We start from the raw sequence: 26,126 nt of genomic DNA, 5'->3' as shown, positions 1-26,126 counted from the left end.
GGTGGGGACGGGTTGGTTCGGTACCGGTGGACGGTTGATGCGGCGTTCATGGTGAGCAATCCGGACTTTGAGCGGCAGGCTCAGGACGCTTCGGTGACCCTCGTGCTTCCCGACGTACCCTTGCGAACCGTTCGGAGGGTGGGACTTACTGTCTTCGGGGCAGATAACGAGACATCACCCCAGACTCTGCACAGCATCGCCATCAAACCGACCCCAGCCTGATCGCCCAGCGCCCAGCGCCCACGAGCATGCAATTGAGCAGGGGGCTTCTCGGTGTTTGGCTGTCAGGATGCATGCTCGTGGTGTGAATGGGTTGCTGGTTTTGGTGAATGGGCTTCCGGGGGCGGGGAAGAGCACGCTTGGGGTGGGGCTTTCGCGGGCGTTGGGGGCGGCGTTCCTGTCCAAGGATGCGGTCAAGGAGGCGTTGGCGGGGTGTCTCGAAAATGCTTCCGAGGTACCGGAATTGGGTGGGGTTGCTATGGAGGCGGTGTGGGGGATCGCGGGGCGGTTGGGGGGCGATGTCGTTGTCGACTCGTGGTGGTTCAAGCCGCGGGATTTGGGGTTTGTGCGGGCGGGGATTGAGAAAGCGGGTGCCGGCAGGGTTGTTGAGGTGTGGTGTGAGATTCCCGCGGGCGTGGCCAGGGCCAGGTATGTCGCGCGGCGGCGGCCGCTGATCTATCGGGATGATCAGCGGCTGGCGGAGGACTGGGATGACTGGGCCGCGCGGGCGGAGCCGCTCGGGGTGGGGGTGGTGTTGTCGGTTGATACCACTCGGGAGGTCGATCATGTGGCGCTGGCGGCGCGGGTGCGGGCGGTGGCTATGGGGTCGTGAGTGGGGTGGTGCAGCTGGCGGGTGGGTCGATCAGGTCGCAGGCGGCGGGTGGGTGGGAGGGGAGGTAGGTCGGGGGGACGCCGTTGTTTGTGATGATGGCGCGGTAGGTGGTTACGGCGTCGGTGGGGGTGCGGGTGAGGGTGGGGTCCGACAGGGTGTTCACCGTGTAGAGGCCGAATCTTGGGGTGTAGGAGGACCATTCGTAGTTGTCGGTGAGGCTCCAGTAGTTGTAGCCGATTACGTTCATGCCATGGGACTTTGCGCGTTGGAGCCAGTAGATGGTGTCTTCGAGGTGTTGGGAGCGGGTGTAGCCGTCGGGGCGGGGGTTGCCGTTTTGGGTGGGGATGCCGTTTTCGACTATCCAGAGGGGCTTGCCGGGGAAGCGTTGTGAATAGTGTTGTAGGGCGAAGTAGATGCCTTCGGGGTGGACGGGGAGGTCCCACATGCCCGTGGGGGCGGGAGAGGTGGCGGCCAGGTTGGGGGGCTCGTAGCCGAAGTAGTAGTCGATGCCGATGAAATCGAGCTTTTGGCCGATCAGGTCCATGAGGGGACCGTTGACTTGGGACTCCGCGCCCGCGACGTAGCCGACGTTGCTGGTTACCAAGGCATTTGGTTGGACCTGGTGGATGTAGTCGTAGATGGTGTTGTGCGCCTGGGCTACTCGGTGGAGCATCTGGTCGGCGTCCGTGCCGCTCAGGGTGACCTCGTGCACGATGTAGGCGACCGGCTCGTTGATGGTGACCCAGATCGGGTCGCGAGTCGCGAAGTGGTCGACGACCCTGCGCATATTGGTAAGCCAATCCCCCACCATGTCGGGATTGCTCCAGCCGCCCCGGTCGGCTTCCCAACCCGGGTACACCCAGTGGTCCAGGGTCAGCATGGGCCGCATACCGGCCGCCACAATGGCGTCGACCACCTGGTCGTAATAGTCGAAGGCGGCCCGATCCCATACTCCCGGTTGGGGTTCCAGGCGCGCCCATTCCACGCCGATGCGGAAAACCTTCACACCGAGACCCTTGGCCAGTGCGATATCGCTTCGAAACCGGTCGCGGAAATCGACGGAATCGCCGAGCCGATCCCAGCCGGGATTGGCCTCGATGTAGCGGGTCCAATTGCTGTCGGGTGACTGGCCTTCGGATTGAAATCCAGAAGCCGCCACACCCCAGAGAAAGTCATCCCCGAGCACACTCGTCGGTCTTTCCGGTGCGGTGCGGGCGGCACCGGGCACCAGCAGCAGGGTGGCGGCCGCGACGAGCCCGGCCGCGGCGAGACAGCGAAATCGAGTGCGCATCAGCACTTCCCCAGGACCAGTACTCGAAATGAGTGAATGCGGTAACTAATTCCTGGATAGCTGAGCTTTATTGCGGGAATGTGCCGGGTCGATCGTGGTTCGACACGAAACACCTACAAATAGAACTCGCCGGCAACGAACGGAGTGTTCGTCACCGGCGAGTCGGCCAGCGGTACGGGCTAGCTGGAGATGATGCGGATTTCCTCGCCCGCTGCGTCGGTCGGTTCACCGTCGACGGTGAACCAGTGGGTCACCTCGCCGTCTTCCAGATCCGACGGAATATCGCCGGTCGGAAGCACCGACAAGGCACCCGCGGTGGACGAGGCCAGGAATTCGTCGATCGCGGCGGTCCCGGTGGATGCCGTTGTGTACGTGGTCGATTCGTAGTCGACCTCGTTGTCCGCACGCAGGGCGGCGGCACGGTCCAGGGCCTCGGATTGGGTGCGGGTCACCCAGGTTTCACCCTCGCGGTAGACGAAGGCCGGATCGGTCTCGGACAGCGGGCGCACCCGGTCGGTGTAGGAGACCGGGTGGGCCGGACGGGCCGCCAGGTCCGCCTTCACCTTCGGATCGGACGGCACCAGCCAGCGCACCGAGCTGGCGGCGGGCTCCTGCGCGATGCCGAAACCCGCTCCGGCGGCGAGGATGTCGCCGAAGGACAACCCGTCGGCGAACAGCACCGCGGCACCGGCCTTGTGGATGGCCCACACCGCCACGACCGCGTCGACGGTGTGCGGAAGCGCCACGGCGACAATGTCACCCGGGCCCGCACCCCGGTCGATGAGCAGTCGCGCCAGCTGCGAGCTGCGACGGTCCAGCACGTGGTAGGCGATCTCCTCGCCCTCCGACAGCAGCGCCGGAGCCTGCGGATCCTCCTCGACCACCTCGGCCAAGACGTTGGCCACCGTGGCCGTACCCACTCGCGCCGCGTCCACCGCCGAATCGGCCGGGGTGACGGCGCTTTCGGCGAGGATGCGGGCGCGCTCGGAGGCATCGAGGATGTCGATGTCGCCCACCAGCCCGTCCGGATCGCCCAGCAGGGCGTCCAGAATGCGGGTGAAGCGCGCGGCCAGGGTCGCCACTTCCTCGGCGGTGAAGCGGCTGCCGAGGTAGCGCATCGAGATATCGATGGTCTCGCCCGCCATGATCACCAGCGACATCGGGTAGTGCGTGTTGTCGTTGATGCCGACACCGCTCACCGACATGCCGTCGATGGAGCTGGCCGCGGCGATCGCGTCCTTGTCGACCGGATAGGACTCGAACGCCATGATGGTGTCGAATTCCGCTCCGGCACCGGCCAATTGCTGGATCTCGGTGAGCCCGATGTGGTGGTGCTCGAGCAGATCGGCCTGATCGTGCTGGACGCGCTGCAGCAGCCCGCCGATGGTCAGGCGGTCATCGACGCGAATGCGCACGGGCACCGTGTTGATGAACAGACCCACCATCGACTCGACACCCGGCAGATCGCCGGGGCGACCGGACACGGTCGCGCCGAACACCACATCGCTGCGGCCGGTGAGCCGCCCGATGAGCACCGCCCACGAGGTCTGGATCAGCGTGTTCAGCGTGACATTGAGCTCCCCGGCGCGCTTGGTCAGCGCACGGGTGTGCTCGGCGTCGATTTCCAGGCTGTGGCGGCCGATCTCGTAGGTCTCGTCCCGGGTCGCGGCGGGCGCGAGCTGGGTCGGCTCGGTGACGCCGGACAGGGCGCGCTTCCACGCCTCGATGGACTCGTCCCGGTTCCGCCCGGCCAGCCAGGCCAGGTAGTTGCGGAACGACGCCACCCGCGGCAGCGCGGACAGGTCGCCGCGCACCGCGTACAGCACCAGCAGATCACGCATGAGCAGCGGCATGGACCAGCCGTCCACCAGGATGTGGTGGGTGGTGATGACCAGGTGCACCAGCTCGTCACTGATCCGGAACACGTTGAACCGCATGAGCGGCGGCCTCGACAGATCGAAGTGATCGGCGCGATCGGCCTCGATCATCTCCCGCATGCGCGGATTGCGCTGCGCCTCGGGCAGATCCGTCAGATCGATGACGGTGAACGGAGCCTCCACGCGGTCGAGCACCACCTGGTGGGCCTGACCGTCGGCATCGGTGACGAACGCGGTCCGCAGGCTCGGGTACCGGTCCAGGATGGCCTGCGCGGCCACCCGCAGCCGGTCGATGTCCACCACACCGCTCAGGTCGAGCACGGTCTGAATCGTGTAGACGTCCACCGTGTTCTGGGTGAGCAGCGCGTGGAACAGCAGACCCGACTGCAGCGGCGAGAGCGGCCACACATCCGACAGCGCCGGATACGTCTGCTCCCACACCTCGATATCGGTCTGCTCGACCCGCACCAGCGGCAGATCGGACGGCGTGAAGCCGCCCGCCTCCGGCCGCCCGGCGTGCTCGGCCAGCGCGGTCAGCGCCGCCACGAACAGATCCGCGAACTCCTGCACGCGCTCCCGCTCGAGCAGCCCGCTCGGGTAGGAGAACGCCGCGCCCAGCTGCGGCCCGTCCTCGCCGTCGGTGACGATGGCATTGATGTCGAGCGTCGCGTTGGCGGGCATGTCGGCGTCCATGTCGCCGTCGAGGCGACCCAGATCATCGACGGGCACCCAACCCAGCTCGGCCATGCCCTCGGGCACCTCGCCCGCGGACATGCGGCCCAGGTAGTTGAAGCTGATCTGCCCGACATCCCGCAGCTGCGAGGAGGTTTCGGGGTTCAGGTGCCGCAGCAGACCCCAGCCCAGACCCTTGTCGGGCAGGGCCAGCAGCTGCTCCTTGACCGTCTTGACGATGTCGCCCAGGGCCTTTCCGCCCGCGAACGCCTCGTCCAGATCCGCGCCGTGCAGGTCCAGTCGGACCGGGAAGGCGGCGGTGAACCAGCCGACCGTGCGCGAAAGATCCGCGCCCGCAACGATTTCCTCCTCGCGGCCGTGACCCTCCAGCTTGATCAGCGCCGAGCTGCCCGCGGTCTCACCGCGCCAGCGCGCGACCGCCATGGCCAGCGCCGAGAGCAGACCGTCGTTCACACCGCCGCGGTACAGGCCCGGCACGGAGGTGAGCACGGCCTCGGTGACCGACGCCGGAACGCTGACCTCGATGCGCTCGACCGTCGCGAAGGTGTCGACCGCCGGATCGAAGGCCCGCGAACCCAGCAGCGGGTCCGGGGTCTCGGTGACCCGCTGCCAGAACGGCAGTTCCGCGACCCGAGCCTCCGAGCGCGACTCCTCGACCAGGGCGTGCGCCCAGCGCCGCATGGAGGTGCCGGTCTCGGGCAGCTTGATCGGCTGCTCGAACGCCACCTGCGACCAGGCCAGACCCAGGTCCGGAATCAGGATGCGCCAGGACACGCCGTCCACGACCATGTGGTGCGCGACGATGAGCAGCACATCGCGGCGCACGCGCGCCTCGTCGGACCCCTCGGGCGCGAAGGCGAACCAGACGAACTGCACCATGGCGGCATTCGCCGGATCCAGACGGCCCAGCGCGGCATCGAATTCGATGCTGCCGACCCGGGTCAGCTCCTCGTCGGTGATGTCCGCGGCCAGCTCGACCCGATGCACCAGCGCGTCGACATCGACGGCACCCTTCGGCAGCGCCTCGAATTCGAAGCCCTCCGAAGCGTTCCCGCGCAGACGCGACCGCAGCACATCGTGGTGGTCGAACAGCGCCGAGATGGCACCCACGAGCACCGGCCGGGTGATCCCGTCGGGCAGTCGCAGCGGCATGGTCTGCGAGAACCGTTCGTAGGACGGGCTGTTCGACAGGATCGCGTGCATGATCGGCGTCAGCGGAATGTCGCCGACCCCGCCGCCCGGCAGTTCCGCCAGCTTCTGCTGCGTGGTGTCCCCGCCCAGCTTGGCGACCTCGGCCAGCCCGGCGACGGTCCGCTGTTCGAACACGTCGCGCGGGGAGAACACGATGCCGCGCGCCTTGGCCCGCGAGACCAGCTGAATCGACAGGATCGAGTCACCGCCGAGCGCGAAGAACGAGTCGTCCGCGCCGACCTGCTCGACCCCGAGGACATCGGCGAACACCTCGGCGATGCTGGCCTCGATCTCGGTGACCGGCGCGCGGAAGTCGCGCGCGGTGAACACCGGCTCGGGCAGCGCCCGGCGATCCAGCTTGCCGACCGGGGTCAGCGGGATCGCGTCGAGGACCGTAATCGCCGTCGGCACCATGTATTCCGGCAGTCGACCCGCGACATGCTCGGTCAGGGCCGCGATGTCGATGGACCGTCCCGCCACCGGCAGCACGTAGGCCGCCAGGATGGTGGCCCCGGCCTCGGTCTTGTGGCCCACGGTGACCGCGAAGTCCACGGTCTCGTGCGAGGCCAGCGCCGCGTCGATCTCACCCAGCTCGATGCGGAAACCGCGCACCTTCACCTGGAAGTCGTTGCGGCCCACGTATTCCACCTCACCGGTGGGGGTCCAGCGGACCACGTCACCGGAGCGGTACATGCGCTCCCCCGCCACGAACGGATTCGCGACGAACCGTTCGGCGGTCAGACCCGGACGGTCGTGGTAGCCGCGCGAGAGCTGGATACCCGACAGGTACAGCTCACCCGCGACACCGACCGGCACCGGCCGCAGCCGCGCATCGAGAATCAGCGCCTGCATGCCCCGGATCGGTCCACCGATGGTGACCAGGTCACCGGGCACCAGCGCATCGCTGATATTGGTCATGATCGTGGTCTCGGTCGGGCCGTAACCATTGTGGAACGCACGAATCGTGCGGTTCTCCAACGGAATCGCCCACTTCTCGACCAGATCGGCCGGAACGGCCTCACCACCGGCGACCAGCACCCGCAGCGAATCCAGACCCTTGGGATCCAGCGTCGCCAGCGCGGCCGGGGTGATGAACGCGTGCGTGGCCCGCTCGCGCTTGATCACCTCGGCGAGCTCCTCGCCGCCGTACACGCCCGGCGGCACCACCACGAGCGTGCCGCCCGCGCCGATGGCCAGCAGGTACTCCAGTACCGACGCGTCGAACGACGGCGACGCGAAATGCAGTGCGCGCGAGCCGGAGTCGAGGTGGTAGCGCACGATCTGCTCGGTGGCGAAGTTGGCCAGACCGGCGTGCGTCACCACGACGCCCTTGGGCATGCCCGTGGTACCGGAGGTGTAGATCACGTAGGCCACGTGCTCGGGCCGGATGGCGCCCCAGCGTTCGGCGTCGGTGACGGGTTCGGCCGAGTGCGAGGCGATTTCGGCCTGCACCATCTGGTCGTCGAGCGAGATCCAGCCCGCCAGGCTCTTGACCGGCGGCAGCCCCTCGACCTCGGCGTCGACCGTGAGGCCGAGCACCGCGCCGGAGTCGTTGACCATGTGCGCGATGCGGTCGGCCGGGTAGGACGGATCCACCGGCACGAACGCCGCGCCCGACTTGGCCACGGCCCAGATGGCCAGCACCGATTCGAACGAGCGGCGAATGGCCACGGCGACACGGGTTTCCGGTCCGGCACCGCGTTCGATGAGCACCCGCGCCAGACGCGAGGAGGCCGCGTCGAGCTCGGCGTAGCCCAGGGCCTGGCCGTCGAAGGCGACGGCCTCGCCGACCGGGTTGTTGGCCACGGCCTCGGCCAGCAGCTCGGGCAGGGTGCGCGGCGCGATGGCCGGACCGCCCGTGCGGGAGACCAGATCGGCGCGCTCGTCGGCGGCCAGGATCTCCAGATCGCCCACGGCCTTGCGCGGCGCGGCGATGATCTCGCCGAGCAGACGCAGGAACCGATCCGCGAAGCCCTCGACCGTCGATTGGTCGAACAGGTCACGCGCGTAACCGAATTCGGCGTACATGCCCGCGTCCGCGTCGGCCGGGGCCTCGGTGAGGGTGAGCATGAGGTCGAACTTGGCGATCTCGTTCTCGAACTCGACCGCCGAGGCCCGCAGCCCGGGCAGCTCGAAGGAGCTGTCGGGCAGGTTCTCGAACGACAGCGCCACCTGGAACAGCGGGTGCCGCGCCGTGGACCGTTCCGGGTTGAGCAGCTCGACGAGCCGCTCGAACGGAATGTCCGCGTGCGCGAACGCGGCCAGGTCGCTGTCCTTGGCCTTGGCCAGCAGCTCGGTGAAGCCGTCCTGTCCGGTGACCTCGGTGCGCAGCACCAGGGTGTTGACGAACATGCCGATCAGGTTGTCCAGCTCGGCCTCGCCGCGGCCCGCGATGGGCGCGCCGATGGCGATGTCGGAGGTGCCGGACAGCCGCGCCAGGAACACCGCGAGCGCGGTGTGCACGACCATGAACATGGTCGCGTTGTTGGTGCGCGCGATCTGCTGCAGACCCCGGTGCAGTTCGTTGCTGATCGGGAACAGCACCCGGCCGCCGCGGAAGGACTGCGCGGTGGGGCGCGGGCGATCCGAGGGCAGGTTCAGCTCGTCGGGCAGGTCCGCCAGTGCGGTGCGCCAGAATTCGGCCTGCTGGGCGATGAGGCTGTGCTCGTCGTCCTCGGAGCCGAGGACCTCGCGCTGCCACAGCGAGAAGTCCGCGTACTGCACGGGCAGCGGGGCCCAGGCGGGCGCGATACCCGCGGCGCGGGAGGCGTAGGCCACCATGACGTCACGGGTCAGCGGGCCCATGGACCAGCCGTCCGCGGCGATGTGGTGGGTGACGAAGACGAGCACGTGCTCGACGACGGCGGTGCCGTCATTGGACTCTGCCTCGGCTCCCTCCACCTGGAACAACGCGGCGTGCACCGGCACCTCGGTGGTCACGTCGAAGCCGGTGGTGATCAGGGCGGCGATCCGCTCGGTCACCGACTCGGCGGACACGACCACCGGGGTCAGATCCGGAAGTGCCTGCGCCACCGGCACGATCACCTGGACCGCGGCCCCGTCGACCTGCGGGTAGATGGTCCGCAGCGTCTCGTGACGTCCGATCACATCGGCCACGGCCTGCCGCAGCGCCTCGACATCCAGCGCACCGGTCAGCCGCACCGCCACGGGCACGTTGTACGCGGCCGACGCGGTGTCGAACTGGTTGAGGAACCACATGCGCTGCTGTGCCAGCGACAGCGGCACGTTTTCGGGCCGCTCGACGGCGGTGAGCGCCTTGCGATCTCCCGCACCGGCGTGCTGTTCGACCTTGGCGGCCAGACCGGCGACGGTCGACGCCTCGAACACCGAGCGCACCGGCACCCGCGCGTCCAGGGCCGCGCCGATGCGCGCGGCGACCTGGGTGGCGAGCAGCGAATTGCCGCCGAGGGCGAAGAAGTCGTCGTCCGCGCCCACGCGCTCGACACCCAGGACCTCCGCGATGACGCCCGCCACGATCTCCTCGATCGGGGTGGACGGCGCGCGGAAGGCCGTGGTCTCGAACTCGGGCTCCGGCAGCGCCTTGCGGTCCAGCTTGCCGTTCACATTGAGCGGCAGGGCATCCAGGACCACGAACGCCGACGGCACCATGTAGGACGGCAGCGCTGCGCTCAGCGCCGACTTCACCAGCGACACATCCACACCCGAGCCCGACGGCACCAGGTAGGCGACCAGGCGATCACCGGTGCGCTCGTCGGACTTGGCCAGCACCGCGGTCTGCGCGATCTCCGGCAGCGCCAACAGCGCGGCCTCGATCTCACCGAGCTCGATGCGGAAGCCGCGGATCTTCACCTGGAAGTCGGTGCGGCCCCGGTATTCCAGCTCGCCGTCGGCCGACCAGGCCACCAGGTCACCGGTGCGGTACATGCGCTCGCCGACCGCGAACGGGTTGGCCACGAAGCGATCCGCGGTCAGATCCGGTCGTGCGAAGTAGCCGCGCGCCAGCTGCGCACCGGCGAGGTAGAGCTCACCGGAGACGCCGTCGGGTACCGGCCGCAGGCGCGCGTCGAGGACGTAGACCCGCGAATTCCATTCCGGCGCACCGATGGACACCGAACCGGAGTCGGCGTCGGTGACCAGGTGCGTGGTGATGGACACCGCGGCCTCGGTCGGGCCGTACAGGTTGAACAGCGACGCCCGCGGATTGCCCGCGCGGAAGCGCTGCGCCACCGAGGCGGGCAGCGCCTCACCGATGGCCAGCACCCGGCGCAGCGAATCGTTCAGCGTGCCTTCGGATTCGGCGAGCAGCGCATCCAGCATGGACGGCACCACGTGCAGCGTGGTGACCCGCTCGCGAGCCATGAGCTCGTTGAGGTACGCCGGGTCGCGGTGCCCGTCGGCGCTGGCGATCACCAGTCGCCCACCGGACACGGCGGCCGACCAGAACTCCCACACCGACAGGTCGAAGGTGGCGGCGGTCTTGAGCAGCACCGCGTCATCCGCGCCGAGCCCGAATTCGGCCGTCTTCCACTGCAACTGGTTGGCGATGGCCGCGTGCGGCAGCGCCACACCCTTGGGTCGACCGGTCGAACCCGAAGTGAAGATGACGTACGCGGTATTCGCGGCCGTCAGCTCCCGCACCCGCTCGTCCGCGCGGACCTGCGCGGTCGAATGACCGGACAGCTCCAGCTCATCGATGCGCAGCACCTCGCCCCCGGCGAACTCGAAGGCGTCGCGAGAGGTGGTGAGCACGCAGGCGGGTGCGGCCGTCTCCAGGATGTAGCCCACGCGTTCGGCGGGCTGATCCGGATCGACCGGCACGTAGGCCGCACCGGCCACCGAGACCGCGTACATGGCGACCACGAGATCCACCGAGCGGCGAATGGCCAGGGCCACACGGTCTTCGGTGCCGATGCCGCGCGCGATGAGCTCACGCGCCAGCTGATTGACCCGCGCGCCGAGTTCGGCGTAGGTGACGGTTTCCCCGTCGGGCCCGATGAGTGCGATGGCGGTCGGCTTGGCCGCCACGGTCGCATCCAGCATGGACACCAGCGTCGCGGCCGTGTCCACCTGGTGCGCGGTGTTGTTGCGGGCGTCGAGGATCTCGGTCCGCTCGGCCGCCTCCAACAGTTCGATCTCGCCGACCGCGGTGCGCGGGGCGGCCACGATCTCGCGCAGCAGGTGCACGAACCGCTCCGCGAAGCCGTCGACGGTTTCGCGGTCGAAGATGTCGGTGGCGTAGGTCAGGATGCCGGTAATGCCCTCGGCCGCACCGTTGTCGGAGTAGATGTCCGACACGATCAGGTGCAGGTCGAACTGCGACAGCTCGGTGTCGACATCAAGCCCGGACACGGTCAGCCCCGGCAGTTCCAGGGTGGAGCGGGTCAGGTTCTGGAAGGACAGACCCACCTGGAACAGCGGGTGCCGCGCGGTGGAACGCGCCGGGTTGAGCACCTCGACCAGACGCTCGAACGGCACGTCGGCGTTCGCGTAGGCCTGAATGTCGGTCTCACGCTGACGCGCCAGCAGCTCGTTGAACGGCTGCCCGCCCTCGACCTGCGTGCGGAACACCAGGGTGTTGACGAACATGCCGATCAGGTCGTCCAGCACCGCCTCGCCACGACCGGCCATCGGGGTGCCGATGGCGATGTCGTCGGAGCCCGACAGCCGCGCCAGCAGCACCGCGAGCGCGGTGTGCACGACCATGAACAGCGTCGCGCCCTCGGCGCGCGCCAATTCCACCAGCCCGGCGTGCAATTCGGCGTCGATGCGGACGTCGATCTTGCCGCCGTGGAAGGACTGCACCGCCGGACGCGGCCGATCGGCCGGCAGGTCCAGCTGATCGGGCAGACCCGCGAGGGCCTGCTTCCAGTAGGCGACCTGCTTGGCGGCCAGCGAGTCCGGATCGTTCTCGTCGCCGAGCAGTTCGCGCTGCCAGATGGAGTAGTCGGCGTACTGGACCGCCAGCGGCGTCCAGCCCGGCTTCTGCTTGATGGAGCGCGCCGCGTAGGCGGTCATCAGGTCGCGGGTCAGCGGGGCCACCGAGGAGCCGTCACCGGAGATGTGGTGAATCACCAGGGCGAGCACGTATTCCGCGCTCGCCGGGGCATTCGGGTCCACGGCCGGGTACTGGCCGGTGGGCGCGATGTCGGCGAAATCGAAGGTGTACGCGGCGGCGTGCGCCTCGGCCTCCGACGGCGCGGCGGCCGGAACGGTCTCGCTGCCCTCGATCTTGAACAGCGCCACCTTGATCGGCACCTCGACGGTGACGTCGAAGGCGGTGGAGGTCAGCTCGACCACCGCGCCCACGACCTCGTCGGCGCGCACGGTCCGCACCGCCAGCTCCGGCACGGCCTGCGCGGGCGGCAGGATGACCTGCACCGGCCCGTCCTCGGTCTGCGGGTAGATGGTCCGCAGAATCTCGTGGCGGGCAACGACATCCGCGATGGCCGCCCGCAGCGCGCCCTCGTCCAGCGCGCCCGACAGCCGCACCGCGACCGGCACGTTGTAGGCCGCGGACTGGGTGTCGAAGCGGTTGAGGAACCACATGCGCTGCTGCGCCAGCGACAGCGGAATGTTCTCCGGCCGCGCCACCGCGGTCAGCGCCTTGCGGCCCGCCCCGGCATCGCGTTCCACCCGCGCGGCCAGCGCGGCCACGGTGGACGCCTCGAACAGCAGTCGCACCGGCACCCGGGCATTGAGCGCCTCGCCGAGGCGCGCGGCGACCTGGGTGGCCAGCAGCGAGTTGCCGCCCCACTGGAAGAAGTCGTCGTCGAGGCCGATGCGCCCGGATTCGACGCGCAGCACCTCGGCGAACACGCCCGCCACGATCTGCTCGATCGGGCTGACGGGTGCGCGGAAGACCGCCTTCTCGAAGGTGGGCTCGGGCAGCGCCTTGCGGTCGAGCTTGCCATTGGCGTTGAGCGGCAACGCGGTCAGCGGCATGAACACCGACGGGATCATGTAGGACGGCAGTTCCGCGGCCAGCGCGGACTGCAGTTCCTTCTTGTCGGGCTCGCCGTCGACACCCACCACGTAGGCCACCAGGCGGTCGCCCAGCACCGGATCGGTGTGCGCGACCACGGCGGCCGACGCGACGGAATCCACGCGCAGCAGCGCCGATTCGATATCGCCGAGCTCGATGCGGAAGCCGCGGATCTTCACCTGGAAGTCGGTGCGACCCCGGTACTCCAGCTCGCCGTTGGCCTGCCACGCCACCAGGTCACCGGTGCGGTACATGCGGGAACCGTTGCCGCCGAACGGGTTCGCCACGAACCGGTCGGCGGTGAGGTCGGGTCGGCCGAAGTAGCCGCGCGCCAGCTGCGCACCGGCCAGGTACAGCTCACCGGACACGCCCACCGGCACCGGCCGCAGACGCGCGTCGAGCACGTACACCTGCGAGTTCCATTCGGGCGCACCGATGGACACCGACACCTCGTCACGCTCGGTGACGCGGTGGTTGGTGATGGACACCGCGGCCTCGGTCGGGCCGTAGAGGTTGAACAGCTCGGTGCGCGGGTGCTCGCGCAGCACACGCTGCGCCAGCGGGCCGGGCAGCGCCTCACCGATGGCGAGGATGCGCCACAGCGAATCCGGCAGGCCGTTGGTGAGCAGTGCGTCGAGCATGGACGGCACCACGTGCAGCGTGGTCACCCACTCACGAGCCATGAGCTCGTTGAGGTAGGCCGGATCCTTGTGCCCGTCGGGCGCGGCGATGACCAGGCGGCCACCGCAGGCCACGCCGGACCAGAACTCCCACACCGACAGGTCGAAGGTGGCGGCGGTCTTGAGCAGCACCGCGTCGGCCGGATCGAGGCCGAATTCGGTGACCTTCCACAGCAACTGGTTCACGACCGCGCCGTGCGGCAGCGCCACACCCTTGGGTCGACCGGTCGAACCGGAGGTGAAGATGACGTACGCGGTATTCGCGGCGGTCAGCGCCCGCACCCGCTCGGCATCGGTGACCGGCTTGGCCGAGTGGCCCGACAGGTCGATCTCGTCGATGCGCAGCACCTCGGCCAGGTCGGTGTCGAAACCGACTGCCGCCGTGGTGAGTACGGCCTTGGGAGCCGAGGTCTCCAGGATGTAGCCGACGCGCTCGGCGGGCTGATCGGGATCGATCGGCACGTAGGCGGCACCGGACTTGGCGACCGCGTACATCGCCACCACCAGGTCGGTGGAGCGGCGAATGGCCAGCGCCACACGGTCTTCCGCACCGATGCCGCGCGCGATGAGCTCGCGGGCGAGCCGGTTCACGCGGGCGTCGAGTTCGGCGTAGGTCAGCGACTCGACACCGTCGGCGGTGTCGGACACCAGGGCCACGGCCTTGGGGTCATCGGCCACGGACTTGTCGAGCAGCGAGACCAGGGTGGCCTGCGACGCGCCGTCGAACACCGAGTCCACATCCTGCGCGGTGTTGTTCCACCGCTGCAGGATTCGCGTGTTCTCTTCCGCGTCGAGCAGGTCGATGTCCCCGACGGCGACGGTGGTGTCGGTCAGGATGGCGTCGAGCACCCGCACGAACCGGTCGGCGAAGGACCGCACGGTCGATTCGTCGAACAGGTCGGTGGCGTAACCGAATTCGGTGAGGATCTCGGCCGGGGTGCCGTCCTCGGTGTAGCGGTCGTAGAGCGTGACGTGCAGATCGGTCTTGGCCAGCTGCGAGTCGAACTCGACGGCGGCCACGTGCAGGCCGGGCAGCTGGAAGGCGGTCTCGGCCAGGTTCTGGAACGACAGGCCCACCTGGAACAGCGGGTTGCGCGCGGTGGAGCGGACCGGGTTGAGCACCTCGACCAGTCGCTCGAACGGCACGTCGGCATTGGCGAAGGCCTCGAGGTCGCGTTCGCGGACCTCGGAGAGCAGATCGGCGAAGGTCGCGTTCGCGTCCACCTGGGTGCGGAACACCAGGGTGTTGACGAACATGCCGATCAGATCGTCGAGTTCGCGTTCACCGCGGCCCGCGATCGGGGTGCCGACCGCGATGTCGTCGGTCCCGGACAGTCGGGCCAGCAGCACCGCGAGGGCGGCGTGCACGACCATGAACAGCGAGGCGTTGTTGGCCCGCGCCAGCTCGTGCAGCTTGGCGTGGCGCTCGGCGTCGATATCGAAGCGCAGCGCCTTGCCGTGGAACGACTGCGCCGGGGGACGCGGCCGGTCGGTGGGCAGCTCCAGCTGGTCCGGCAGCCCGGACAGGGCCCGGGTCCAGTACGAGACCTGCTTGGCGGCAAGGGATTCCGGGTCGTCCTCGGAGCCCAGCACGGCGCGCTGCCACAGCGCGTAGTCGGCGTACTGCACCGGCAGCGGAGCCCACTGCGGCACATCGCCGTTCTCGCGCGCCACGTAGGCGGCCATGATGTCGCGCGCCATCGGGCCCATGGAGGAGCCGTCGGCGGAGACGTGGTGGACGGTGAAGGCCAGCACGTGCTGGGTGGTCTCACTGTCGGTGATGTGGAACAGCTTGACCGCCAACGGCACCTCGACGGTGACGTCGAAGGTGGTCATGGCGAATTCGATGATCTTGCCGAGCAGTTCGGCCTCGGTCACCGGTTCGGGCACCAGCGACAGGTCGGTCTGCGAGGCGGGCAGGATCACCTGGTGCGGGCCCTCGGCCGAGCGCGGGTAGACCGTGCGCAGCACCTCGTGGCGGGCGATCACATCGCCGATGGCCTGCTTCATGGCGAACAGGTCGAGCGCGCCGGTGAAGCGGACCGCGAGCGGGATGTTGTCGACCGCGGAAGTGCTGGTGTCGAACTGGTTGAGGAACCAGTAGCGACGCTGGGCCGGGGACAGCGGCAGCAGTTCCGGCCGCTCCCCCGCCACCAGGCGCGGACGCGCGCCCGACCCGGCATTGCGTTCCACCCGCGCGGCCAGCGCCGCGACGGTGGAGGCCTCGAACAGATCACGCACCGCCAGCTGGGTGTCCAGGGCCGCGCCGAGGCGGGCGGTCACCTGGGTGGCGATGAGCGAGTTGCCGCCGAGCTCGAAGAAGTCGTCGTCCAGGCCGACCCGTCCGACGCCGAGGACGTCGGAGAAGGTGCCCGCCACGATCTCCTCGATCGGGGTGGACGGCGCGCGGAAGACCTTGGCCTCGAACACCGGCGCGGGCAGCTGCTTGCGATCCAGCTTGCCGGAGGCATTGAGCGGGAAGGCGTCGAGCACCACGAAGGCGGACGGGACCATGTAGCCGGGCAGGGCGTCGGTGAGCTCGGCGCGCACGGCGTCGAGGTCGACGGTGTGCCCGGTGGTCGGGATGACGTAGCCGACCAGCTGTTCGCCGAGCCGCTCGTCGCTGCGGACCACGACCACCGACTGGGCGATGGAATCGATTGCGGTCAGCGCGGATTCGATCTCGCCGAGCTCGATGCGCAGACCGCGCAGCTTGACCTGGAAGTCGGTGCGACCCAGGTACTCGATCTCGCCGCGACCGGTCCACTTCACGAGGTCGCCGGTGCGGTACATGCGCTCGCCGTCGTGGAACGGATCCGCGACGAAGCGGTCGGCGGTCAGATCCGGGCGGGCGACATAGCCGCGCGCCAGCTGGACGCCGGACAGGTACAGCTCACCCGCGACACCCGGCGCGACCGGGTGCAGACGCGAATCCAGCACGTAGACGCGGGTATTGAAGACCGGCGCACCGATCGGCACCGACAGCGTGTCGGTGTCCTCCACCTCGTGATAGGTGACGTCGACGGCCGCTTCGGTCGGGCCGTACAGGTTGTGCAGGCGGGCACCGGTGAGCTCGCGCAGCTTCTGCGCGGTCGGCGCGGGCAGCGCCTCACCGGAGGCGAAGACCTGATGCAGCGAGGTGCATGCGGCGGCCTTGTCCGGATCGGCCTCCAGACCGGCCACGAACACCGACATCATCGAGGGCACGAAGTGCGCGGTGGTGACACCGGTCTCGATGATCAGATCCGCCAGGTAGGCCGGATCGCGGTGGCCGTCCGGCTTGGCGATGACCAGCCTCGCGCCGATCTGCAAGGGCCAGAAGAACTCCCACACCGACACGTCGAAGGTGGCCGGGGTCTTCTGCAGCACCACATCGTCGTCGAACAGGCCGTATTCGGTCTGCATCCACACCAGGCGGTTGACGATGGCGCTGTGGCTGACCGCCACACCCTTCGGGCGACCGGTCGAACCGGAGGTGAAGATCACGTACGCGGTGTTGTCGCCGCGCAGCGGGGTGATCCGGTCCGCGTCGGTGATCGGGGCCGCGGAGTACGCCGACAGGTCCAGCTCGTCGATCAGCAGTGCGCGCGTGGTGGTTTCGAAACCGTCGCGGGCGGTGCTGAGCACGCACACCGGCTTCGCGGTGTCGAGCACGTACTGGTTGCGCTCGGCCGGGTGATCCGGGTCCAGCGGCACGTACGCGCCACCGGCGAGCGTGACGGCGTACATGCCGACCAGCAGGTCGAAGGAGCGGCGCATGCCCAGGGCCACATAGGAATCCGGTCCGACGCCCTCGGCGATGAGGTGACGGGCCAGCTGGTTCGCCCGGGCGGCGAACTCACCGTAGGACAGACTCGTCCCCTCGAACACCAGCGCGGTGAGGTCGGGGGTCCGCGCGGACTGCTGGGCGAACATCGACGCCAGTGTCACCTCGGCGTCGACCTTCTTGCCGCCCAACGCGACCCGCTGCACGTCGTACTCGGTGGCGTTCCAGGTCCGCAGCACCTGGCGACGCTCGGCGGCATCGAGCAGTTCGATGTCGCCGACCACCGCGGTCGGCTCGGCGACCACGGCCGACAGCGTGCGCACCAGGCGCGCACCGAAGGCGGCGATGGTGCCCGCGTCGAACATGTCGGTGGCGTAGGCGAATTCGGCGGTCATGCCGTCGCCATCGGCGCGCTCGGTGAGGTTGAGGTGCAGGTCGAACTTGGCGGTGACCACGTCCAGGGGCACGCCCGCCACTTCCAGGCCGGGCAGTGCGAAGGTGGTCGCGCCGGTGTTCTGGAACGAGAGCATGACCTGGAACAGCGGGTGCCGCGCCTGCGAGCGGGCCGGGTTGAGGATCTCCACCAGGCGCTCGAAGGGCAGGTCGGCGTGGCCGAAGGCGGCCAGGTCGGTGTCCTTGGTGCGGGCCAGCAGCTCGGTGAACGTCTCCCCCGAGTCGACGGCCGTGCGCAGCACCAGGGTGTTGACGAACATGCCGATGGCGTCGTCCAACTCCTGCTCACCACGACCGGCGACCGCGGTGCCGATGGCGATGTCGTCGCTGTTGGACAGGCGGGCCAGCAGCGCCGCGAAGGCCGCGTGCACGACCATGAACAGCGACGCGCCGTGCGCACGGGCCAGCGCCTCGAGCCCGGCCAGCAGGCCGGCGTCGATCGAGAACTCGTGCACGCCACCGGCATTGGAGGCCACGGCCGGGCGCGGGCGATCCGACGGGAGGTCGATCTGGTCGGGCAGGCCCGCCAGCTCATTGCTCCAGTAGGACACCTGCTGGGCGATCAGCGAGTCGGCGTCGTCCTCGTCACCGAGGGTCTCGCGCTGCCACAGCGCGAAGTCGGCGTACTGCACCGGCAGCGGGGCCCACTGCGGCGCTTGGCCATTGGCGCGCGCGGCGTAGGCGAGCATGACGTCGCGGGCCAGCGGGCGCACCGACCAGCCGTCGCCGGAGATGTGGTGAACCACGAAAACCAGGACGTGCGTGGCTTGCTCGGCGTCGCTGACGCGGAAGAGTCCGGCGCGCACCGGGGCGGCGGCGGTCACGTCGAAGCCGGTGAGCACCAGTTCGGCGATGCGCTCGCGCAGGTCGGCCTCGGCCACCGCGATCGGGGCCAGGCCGGTGCCGCCGCCGTGGATTCCGGCATTGGCGGCCGAGTCCAGGCGGACCTGGTCGGCGGGCAGGATGACCTGCACGCCACGGCCTTCCGCGTTCTCCGGGTAGACGGTGCGCAGCACCTCGTGCCGCTCGAGCACGTCGCCGACGGCGGCCAGCAGGGCATCCACGTCGAGGTCGCCGGTGAGCCGGACGGCCAAGGGGATGTTGTTGACGGCCGAGGCGGTGTCGAAGCGGTTGAGGAACCACATACGCTGCTGAGCCAGCGACAGCGGGATCTCATCGGGCCGTTCCCGGGCCACCAGTTCGGCGCGGCCGCCGGTGCCCGCCTGCGCGTCCACGCGGGCGGCGAGGGCGGCCACGGTCGGGGCGTCGAACAGGGTGCGGACCGAAATCCGGGCGTCGAGGGCCGCGCCCAGTCGGGCCACGACCTGGGTGGCGATGAGCGAGTTGCCGCCGAGTTCGAAGAAGTCGTCGTCCGCGCCCACGGGCCGCTCGAGTCCGAGCACCTCGGCGAACACGCCGGCCACGATTTCCTCGGCCCGCGTTGCGGCGGCCCGGAATTCGCGGGCGGCGAATTCGGGTTCGGGCAGCGCGCGGCGGTCGAGCTTGCCATTGGCGGACAGCGGGAACGCGCCCAGGGCCACGAACGCGGCCGGGACCATGTAGGACGGCAGCTGCGCGGCCAGGTGGGCGCGCAGGGCCTCGACGTCGATGGCGTCGGCATCGAGGGCCACCGGCTCGGTCGAGGTCGACGCGGCCGGAACGACGTAGGCGACCAGCGCGTCGCCGGTGCGGGCGTCCGAGCGCAGCACCACGACGGCCTGGGCGACCGACTCGTGAGCGGTCAGCGCGGCCTCGATCTCGCCGAGCTCGATGCGCAGACCGCGCAGCTTGACCTGGAAGTCGGTGCGGCCGATGTACTCCAGCTCGCCGTCGGCGGTCCAGGTGACGAGGTCACCGGTGCGGTACATGCGCCTACCCGGAATGAACGGGTTGGCCACGAAGCGGTCCGCGGACAGGTCCGGTCGCGCCACATAGCCGCGCGCCAGCTGCGCGCCCGCCAGGTAGAGCTCGCCCGCCATGCCCGGGGCGACCGGGTGCAGGCGCGAATCCAGCACGTACACCTGGGTGTTGAACACCGGGCGGCCGATCGGCACGGAGTCGATGTCGGCGTCGACGACCGCGTGGTAGGTGACGTCGACGGCGGCTTCGGTCGGGCCGTAGAGGTTGTGCAGGGCGGCACCGGTGACCCGGCGCAGCTCCTGGGCGGTGGTGCCGGGCAGCGCCTCACCGGAGGCGAAGACCAGGCGCAGGCTGTCACCTGCACTCGCGGCCGCCTCGGCGACGAAGACCGCCAGCATCGACGGCACGAAGTGCGCGGTCGTAATGCCTTCGCGGGCAATGGTTTCGGCCAGGTACACCGGATCACGGTGCCCGTCCGGCTTGGCCACGACCAGCTTCGCGCCGATCTGCAAGGGCCAGAAGAACTCCCAGACCGACACGTCGAAGGTGGCCGGGGTCTTCTGCAGGACGACATCGTCGGCGGTGAGGCCGTACTCGTCCTGCATCCACACCAGGCGGTTGACGATGGCCGAGTGCGGCACCGCCACACCCTTCGGGCGGCCGGTCGAACCCGACGTGAAGATCACGTAGGCGGTGTTCGAACCACGCAGCGGCGCACGACGATCCGCATCCGTCAGCGGCGCGTCGGAGTAGCCCGACAGTTCCGCGGTGTCCACGGCGATGGTCGGCACGCTGGCGTGGGTGAACCCGTCGCGCTCGGTGGTCAGCACGCACACCGGCCGAGCCGTCTCGAGCACGTAGTCGATGCGGTCGGCGGGCTGGTCGAGATCCAGCGGCACGTACGCGCCACCGGCCTCGACGATCGCGTACATGGCGATCACGAGATCCAGGGAGCGGCGAATGCCCAAGCCCACCAGGCTCTCCGGGCCGACACCGGCCTCGACGAGCTTGCGGGCCAGCCGGTGCACGCGACCGGAGAACTCGGCGTAGGACAGACCTGTAGCCGGTTGGGAGGTATAGGCGTGCTCGAACGCGACGGCGGTCGCGTCGGGGGTCCGGGCGGCCTGCGCCTCGAACAGTGCGACCAGCGTCGCGCCTTCGTCGCCGGTGGCCGTGCGCACGATCTCACCGGTGTGGGTCTCGGCCGACAGCGTGCCCGAGGTCAGTTCCGCCAGCACCGAATCCACGTCGGCGGTGGTGCGGTTCCAGTCGCGCAGCACGCGGGTGCGCTCGCCGCCGACCAGCAGGTCGATATCGCCCACGGCCCGATCCGGCTGCGTCGCAATGGCCTTCAGCAGCAGGTCGAAGCGGTCGGCGAAGCGCGCCATGGTGGACGCGTCGAACAGGTCGGTGGCGTAGATGAGTTCGGCGCTCATGCCCGCCGGGGTGGAGCCGTGGCCATTGCCGATGACGTCGTTCGCGCCGAACTGCTCGGTGAGCACCAGTTGCAGGTCGAACTTGGCGGTGTCGATGGGCAGTTCGACCGCGCTCACGGTCAGGCCCGGCAGCTCCAGTTCGGTGATGCCGGTGTTCTGGAACGACAGCATGACCTGGAACAGCGGGTGCCGTGCCTGCGAGCGGGCCGGGTTGAGGATCTCCACCAGGCGCTCGAAGGGCAGGTCGGCGTGGCCGAAGGCCTGAATGTCGGTGCCGCGCACCGTGTCCAGGAGTTCGGTGAAGCCCTGTCCGCCGTCCACCTGGGTGCGCAGCACCAGGGTGTTGACGAACATGCCGATAAGGTCGTCCAGCGCCCGCTCGCCACGTCCGGCGACCGGGGTGCCGATGGCGATGTCCTGCTCACCCGACAGGCGCGAGAGCAGCACGGCCAGCGCCGAGTGCATGACCATGAACAGCGTGGTGCCGCGGGTGCGGGCGAGTTCGGCCAGCTTGGCGTGGGTTTCGGCGTCCACCTCGAACACGTGGGTGGCGCCGCGGCCGGAGGCGACCGCGGGGCGCGGGCGATCCGACGGCAGGTCCAGCTGGTCGGGCAGGCCGCGCAGGGTGTCGCGCCAGTACGAGATCTGCTGGGAGATCACCGATTCGGCGTCGTGCTCGTCGCCGAGCACCGCGCGCTGCCACAGCGCGTAGTCGGCGTACTGCACGTCCAGGGCCTGCCAGCCCGGTTCGCCGCCCTCGACGCGCGCGCCGTAGGCGGTCATGACATCGCGGGTGAGCGGGCCCATGGAGAAGCCGTCGGCCGAGATGTGGTGCACCACCAGCGCGAGCACATGCTCGGTGGGGCTGACCTCGAACAGCCGCGCCCGGAACGGGACGTCGACGGTGACGTCGAAGCCGGTCAGCACCAGCTCCGAAAGCGCCTGCGGCAGACCCGTTTCGGAGACCTCGACCGGCGTCAGGTCCGGAATGACCTGGCCGGTGGGCACGATCTCCTGGTACGGCTGCCCGTCGATCTCCGGGTAGCGGGTGCGCAGCGACTCGTGGCGCGCCAGCACGTCGGCGACGGCGATCTGCAGGGCCTGGCGGTCCACCAGACCCGACAGGCGCACGGCCGCCGGAATATTGTTCACCGCCGACTCGGGATCGAACCGGTTGAGGAACCACATGCGCTGCTGAGCCAGCGACAGCGGCAGCCGCTCCGGCCGCTCCTGCGCGACCAGCGCCTGGCGAGTGCCGGTGCCGGAATGGGTTTCGGCCTTGGCCGCCAGCGCGGCGACGGTGGACGACTCGAAGATCTCGCGCACGCCCAGGTGGGTGTCGAGCGCGGCCGACAGCCGCGCCGCCACCTGGGTGGCGATGAGCGAGTTGCCGCCGAGGGCGAAGAAGTCGTCGTCGAGGCCGACCCGCTCCAGGCCGAGGATCTCGGCGAATACACCGGCCACGATCTGCTCGACCGGGGTCACGGGCGCGCGGAACACCGCGGCCTCGAACACCGGCGCGGGCAACGCCTTGCGGTCCAGCTTGCCGGAGGCATTGAGCGGGAACTCGTCGAGCACCATCAGGATCGACGGCACCATGTACGAGGCCAGGGACTCGCCGATCTCGGCGCGCACCGCATCGACTTCGACCGTGCGACCCGGTGCGGCAATGACATAGCCGACCAGCTGGTCGCCGGCATGCGGATCGTGGCGGACCACGACCACCGACTGCGCGATGGAATCAAGTGCGGTGAGCGCGGATTCGATCTCACCGAGCTCGATGCGCAGACCGCGCAGCTTGACCTGGAAGTCGGTGCGGCCGATGTACTCCAGCTCACCGTCGGCGGTCCAGGTGACCAGGTCACCGGTGCGGTACATGCGCTCGCCGGTGGCGAACGGGTTGGCCACGAAGCGATCCGAGGTCAGATCGGGGCGCGCCACATAGCCGGTGGCCAGCTGGTCACCCGCGAGGTAGAGCTCACCCGCGACGCCCACCGGCACCGGCCGCAGGCGCGAATCCAGCACGTAGACCTCGGTATTGAACACCGGGCGGCCGATCGGCACGGAATCGATGTCGGCGTCGACCACCTGGTGGTAGGTGACGTCGACGGCGGCCTCGGTCGGGCCGTACAGGTTGTGCAGCTCGGCACCGGTCAGCTCGCGCAGCTTGTGCGCGGGCTTGGGCGCGAGCGCCTCACCGGAGGCGAAGACCATGCGCAGGCTGGTGCAGCGGGCGGCGGCTTCCTCGGCGACGAACACCGCGAGCATGGACGGCACGAAGTGGGTGACCGTGACGCCTTCGCTGGCAATGAGTTCGGCCAGGTAGGCCGGGTCGCGGTGGCCTTCCGGCTTGGCCACGACCAGCTTCGCGCCGATCTGCAAGGGCCAGAAGAACTCCCACACCGACACGTCGAAGGTGGCCGGGGTCTTCTGCAACACGACGTCGTCGGCGGTCAGACCGTAGGCGGCCTGCATCCAGACCAGGCGGTTGACGATGGCCGAGTGCGGCACCGCCACACCCTTGGGTCGACCGGTCGAACCCGAGGTGAAGATGACGTAGGCGTTGTTCGATTCCCGCAGCGGCGCACGGCGTTCCGCGTCGGTGAGCGGGCGGGCCGAGTAGCTGGCGAGATCGAGCAGGTCGATGCGCACCTGCGCGGTCTCGATCGGGAGGTCCTCGCCCGAGGTCAGCACGGTGACCGGGTCGGCGGTCGCCAGGATGTACTCGATGCGCTCGGCCGGGTGGTCCGGGTCCAGCGGCACGTAGGCGGCACCGGCCACGGTGACGGCGTACATGCCGACCACCAGGTCGATGGAGCGGCGCATGCCCAGCGCCACAAACGATTCCGCGCCGACGCCACGCTCGATGAGCCAGCGCGACAACCGGTGCACGCGCTCGGCGAACTCGGCGTAGGACAGAGCCGTCCCCTCGAACGCGACGGCGATCGCGTCGGGAGTGCGCTCGACCTGCGCCTCGAACATGGCGACCAGGGTCGCGGCCTCGGCCTTGCTCTCGGTGAGCACGGCCGCGACGTCGAAGGCGGTGTCGTTCCAACCGGTGACGACCTGTGCCCGCTCGGCGGCCTCGAGGAGTTCGATATCACCCACGGCCGCTGCCGGTTCGGTGGTGATCGCGGTGAGCACGCGCACCAGGCGATCGGCGATGCGGCGGACGGTGTCCTCGTCGAACAGGTCGCGCAGGTAGCCCGCACGAATGCGCAGGCGGGTGTCGAGTTGGGCGATGAGGGTGAGCGGGTAGTGGGTGGCGTCGGCGGCGTCCAGGCCGGTGACGGCCATGCCGTCGATATCGGCGGCCTGCGACCGAATGCCCTCGGCGTCAACGGGATACGACTCGAACACCACCAGGGTGTCGAAGAGTCCGCCGATGCCCGCGGCCGACTGGATGTCGGCCAGGCCCACGTAGTGGTGGTCGAGCAGGTCGGCCTGCTCGCCCTGGGTGCGGGTGAGCAGCGTGCGCGCCGACTCGGCCGGGTCGAAGGCGACCCGCACCGGGACGGTGTTGATGAACAGGCCCACCATGGATTCCACGCCGGACAGCTGCGCCGGGCGACCCGAGACCGTGGTGCCGAACAGGACGTCCTCGCGGCCGGTGAGGCGGCCGAGCAGGATGCCCCACGCCACCTGGAGCACGGTGTTCGGGGTGACGCCGATCTCGGCGGCGAGCGCGGTCAGGCGCGCGGTGGCGGCCTCGTCCAGGTCGAAGAAGTACTCGCCGGACAGGGCGGTGATCTCGTGGCTCGGATCCGGGCGGGTCAACAGGGTCGGCTCGGAGACACCGAGCAGCGACTTCTGCCACGCCGCGATCGAGGCCGAACGATCCTGCGCCGCAACCCATTCCAGGAAGTAGCGGTAGGACCGCACCGGCGGCAGCAGCGAGACGTCGGAGTGCGTGGCGTAGAGCACCAGCAGGTCCTGCATGAGCAGCGGCATGGACCAGCCGTCGAGCAGGATGTGGTGGTTGGCCACCGCGAGGCGGTAGCTCTCGGCCCCGGTGCGCACCAGCGTGTAGCGGATGAGCGGCGGCTCGGTGAGGTCGAAACGCTGCACGCGATCGGCGGCGATGATCTCGGCCGCACGCGCGGCGCGCGCGGTCTCGTCGGCGATATCGGTGAGGTCGTGGTTGGTCCACGCCACCTTCACCCCGTCGATGACGATCTGCACCGGCACGCCGGACGCGTCGTTCACGTAGGCGGTGCGCAGGATTTCGTGGCGGTCCATGAGCGCCTGCGCGGCCGCCCGCAGGCGGTCGGCGTCCACCCGGCCCTCGAGGGTGAGCACCGCCTGCGCGGTGTACACGTCCACGGAGGTGGCGGCCAGCTGGGCGTGGAAGAGCAGACCGGCCTGCAGTGCCGACAGCGGCCACACCTGGTCGAGCTCGCCGTACTGCTTTTCCCAGCCGTCGATATCGCGCTGGGTGACGCGCACGAGCCCGAAGTCGGACGGGGTGTGCCCGCCCGCCCGCGCGGAATCCGCGTGCTTGGCAACGGCTTCCAGCGCCGCGGTCCACAGGCCCGCGAACTCGGCGATCTCCTCGGCGTCGAGCAGCGTGCTCGGGTAGCCGATGTTCGCGGTCAGCTTGTCGCCGACCACGATGGCGTTGATGTCGATCGGGGCCATGGCGGGCATGTCCGCGTCGTACTCGCCCGCCAGGTTCGCCAGCTCGGGGGCCGGGATCCAGCCGAAGCCGCGCAGCGCCTCGGGCACATCGGCGTCGTTGACACGGCCCAGGTAGTTGAAGCTGACCTGGCCCGGCAGCTGCTTGGGCAGCTGGGTGGCGGTCTCGGAGTTCATGTACCGCAGCAGGCCGTAGCCGATGCCCTTGTCGGGCACGGCCAGCAGCTGCTCCTTGATCGCCTTGATGGCCCGGCCCATGGCGGGTCCGCCGGTGAGGGCGGCGTCCACGTCGATGCCGGACAGGTCGAAACGCACCGGGAAGATGGCGGTGAACCAGCCGACCGTGCGGGACAGGTCGGCACCGGGCACGACCTCTTCCTCGCGGCCGTGGCCCTCGAGGCGGACGAGGGCAGACTTCTCCCCCAGGCCCTTTCCGGCGCGGAACTTG

Annotated in this window: 3 protein-coding genes (1 of these 3 running past the window's edge); 1 reads left to right on the top strand and 2 read right to left on the bottom strand. The window is 69.4% G+C overall.

Annotated elements, in window-relative coordinates:
• Positions 1-304: 304 nt before the first annotated feature.
• Entirely contained in the window at positions 305-832 is a 528-nt protein-coding gene (locus tag VMT65_RS01505) for an AAA family ATPase (protein ID WP_326306085.1), read from the top strand.
• Here the strand turns inward: VMT65_RS01505 and VMT65_RS01500 are convergent.
• Together VMT65_RS01500 and VMT65_RS01495 are read right to left on the bottom strand one after the other, a co-directional pair.
• A complete protein-coding gene (locus VMT65_RS01500; RefSeq protein ID WP_326306084.1) occupies positions 819-2,123 on the bottom strand; it encodes a family 1 glycosylhydrolase in 1,305 nt (434 codons plus the stop codon). The two genes, VMT65_RS01505 and VMT65_RS01500, sit on opposite strands and share 14 nt — an antisense overlap.
• Positions 2,124-2,302: 179 nt before the next feature.
• Positions 2,303-26,126 carry the 3' portion of a non-ribosomal peptide synthase/polyketide synthase gene (locus VMT65_RS01495; protein WP_326306083.1) on the bottom strand. The gene runs 20,336 nt beyond the window's last position, so only the last 23,824 of its 44,160 coding nucleotides appear in the window; its start codon lies off the right edge, out of view — the gene reads right to left on this strand; its stop codon occupies positions 2,303-2,305.

This window comes from Nocardia sp. CDC153 (assembly GCF_035818515.1).
Classification (GTDB): Bacteria; Actinomycetota; Actinomycetes; order Mycobacteriales; family Mycobacteriaceae; genus Nocardia.
This window is presented reverse-complemented; position numbering and strand designations above follow the sequence as displayed.

What these genes read in the sequence shown, in the direction of transcription:
- VMT65_RS01500 (WP_326306084.1), bottom strand. Translation starts at nt 2,123, where the DNA reads ATGCGCACTCGATTTCGCTGTCTCGCCGCGGCCGGGCTCGTCGCGGCC.